General features: G+C 39.8%; 2 protein-coding genes. One reads left to right on the top strand and one right to left on the bottom strand.

Annotated elements, in window-relative coordinates; translation table 11 throughout:
- Positions 1 to 202: 202 nt before the first annotated feature.
- The gene (locus tag AC33VI_RS22825; RefSeq protein ID WP_491784560.1) at positions 203 to 1,066 is read right to left on the bottom strand and encodes an alpha/beta fold hydrolase; all 864 of its coding nucleotides are present in this window, start codon (positions 1,064 to 1,066) and stop codon (positions 203 to 205) included.
- Positions 1,067 to 1,215: 149 nt separating this feature from the next.
- Between AC33VI_RS22825 and AC33VI_RS22820 the strand changes: the two genes are divergently transcribed.
- A complete protein-coding gene (locus tag AC33VI_RS22820) occupies positions 1,216 to 2,637 on the top strand; it encodes a S1 family peptidase (RefSeq protein WP_491784559.1) in 1,422 nt (473 codons plus the stop codon).
- Positions 2,638 to 2,768: the final 131 nt, after the last annotated feature.

The following is a 2,768-nucleotide window of genomic DNA, read 5'->3' as shown; positions in this document are numbered from 1 at the left end:
CTAGTAGGGGGGATGCCGAAGGCAAGGGGGTGGAGGCATGAGCCTATGAGACGGGAAGCTAATAGGACGAATAAAACCGTCCCTGAATTGACCGAGGTTTTTAGATACTATGACCTCGCGAAGCAGGTCGTAGCAGTTCATTTTTTCAGACATCCTTTTTCACCAACAACACTAATTACTGTGTAATGACTAAAATCAGTTATTAACTCCTAAGAAACTCCGAAATCGCAACATTAAATTCATTAGGGTTGACCAGAAAAACCCAGTGATTGCCTTCTACTTCTTGTATTTCTAAATTAGGTAAATAACGTCTGTAGGGTTTTAACTGCCATTGACTGCGGTTGAGTCCTTTGGTGGGCTTAATCAATAAACTAGGAAGATTGAGAGTTTTAGTCAAACCAGACTTTTGCATAACATCAGTAAAGATGCCATTACGGGCAGCAACGGTAAATTTACTCCCCCAAGTACCATCGGGTTTGACTTCAATGGTAGCGTTAAATACTTGTTGTTGAAATTCAGTCCACTGGCGGTATTGCTTGAGTTGGCGAGCAATTGCGATCGCTGCCGATTGACTGGGAAAAGGACCCATTGCTTGCAGAAAAGGCAATACTCGATAAAAAAAGGGAAAAGTAAATTTAGTCCAGCTAGGAAACCTGTCAATATAAAATGGATCGACCAAAATTAAGCTCAAAAATCGTCCTGGATCTGCCGAAGCCCAAATAGCTGCAACTTTAGCCCCCCAGGAATGACCCAGAAGATGGGTTTTTTCCCAACCCAAATGACCCATTAACCCTACAAGATCGGCAATCATGGCTTCGGAACTATAATCGGCTTCCGAACTTGGTTTGCTGCTTTCCCCATGTCCTCGAAGATCGGGCGCAACTATATGATATTCCTCAGCTAAATATTCTCCCAAATTAGACCAGACTACAGCGCAATCTGCCAAGCCATGAAGCAACAGTAAAGGTTGTTTTGGACGATCGCTTTGGTGGGAATTATTCCACTCCAAATAAGAAATTTCCAGATCTCCTCGTTTAAATGAATGACGACGGGCATTATCTAACATTGCTGAAAATTAGAATATATTTTTTTTACGAAACCTTTATTAAATAGATGGCTTTTCTAAAAAGTTACCAGTTTATATTGTTATATATTATGGATGTAAACTTTTAAAAATTCCGATCTGCGGTCTAAGTAATACAGGTTAGAGCAATCATGAATCAGTGGTTAAACCAAAAATTTATTTCAACAGCAATTTCGGGTATGGCGATCGCCAGTGTTGTGTCGGTAGGAGTAATTCAGCAACAAGCGATCGCTCTTCCTGCGGCAACAGTCAATCAAATTGTGAAAAAAAGTGCCGTACGAATTGATGGTGCGGGAAATGGATCTGGTGTAATTATTGCTGAAGATGATTTTGGCTATGTCGTTCTAACTAACCATCATGTAGTGGAAAATCCAGGGGAATATGAAGTCACTACAGCCGATGGTCGATCTCATCCTGCTACCGACATACAGCCTTTAGCTGGCGCGGATTTAGCTCTAATTTATTTCGATACTGACAAAAACTATACCGTAGTCAAACGGGGCAATTCTGACGCTCTGGTGGAAGGACAGAATATACATATTGCTGGGTATCCTGGTTCGCAAAATATAGCTAATAATCGTACTTATCGTTTCATGTCCGAAAGCTTAATTGGTTTTCTTGCCCCTGCCGATATTAGAGATGGTTACGAGCTAATCTATAGCGGAGAGTCCGTTCCTGGTATGAGTGGCAGTCCTATTTTCAACCAAGAAGCTCAATTAATTGGGGTTTATGGCTTAACCGATATAGATATTCAAACGGGTACTTCTTATCTTTATGGCATTCCTTTAAACACAGCTTTGAAAATAGCTACTAGATCGGGAATCAACCTGGGTGGAACTAAAACTGCGGTTAATCCACCTAGTCCTGTAAATCCTTTTACTCCTACTACCCCAGGAGGGGGAACAATTGCCAATAATGATAATGGCAATGTGGGTTTTGAGGTGATTGGTAGTGCCGAAGTAAATAGTTTTATCATTCCCGAAATTGTCTATACAGGAGAATGTCCTGGGACAAAATTGGAAACCCAGGAAGCAATGTTTTTCTCTAACACTACCAGTACCGCACCAGACAGAAGAGTATTAATTACCAATATCACTAGAGGTTTAGATCGAGATCCCTTGCCCTTTACAGATCGCGAATATGAAGAAGGACAAATTTCTGAAAAAACTAAAGTTACCATCGGTTCAAAACACGATAAAAAGAATTTGGTTTTGTTAGCTGGTAAAAATCAGTTTCGATATGAAATCGTTCAGATCGAAGAAGATGACGATTTTGAGACAGTTTTAGAGGAAGGAACTTTCTCGGTTGTAGCCAAAAAAGAACCGAGATATGTCGAACGTAATAAAGTACCTACTGAAGAAATTTATTGTCCCGACGATTTAAAATTTTGCGATACGGAAGTACAAAGAGTAAGAATTGTCAATAAATGTCCAGTGGAGAACAAAGGTTGGTTTGGTTATAATTCAGCACCCAAACCCATTGCAGGAGAAAGCTTTATTTCTTTTAACTACTTACCTACTACCCACTACACACTACCTAATACCCATTGGTGACAAGTTAAGCTAATTTATCTTTAGTCAACTACTATCGATAGTTTTATTCATAAGTTTTTAATATTTACTGATATTACGCAAAAGCTGTAACTAGAAGATAAAGCCTCTAGGCTCTAGGCTTTAGGCTTTAG

The organism is Waterburya sp. (assembly GCF_058530065.1).
This window is presented reverse-complemented; position numbering and strand designations above follow the sequence as displayed.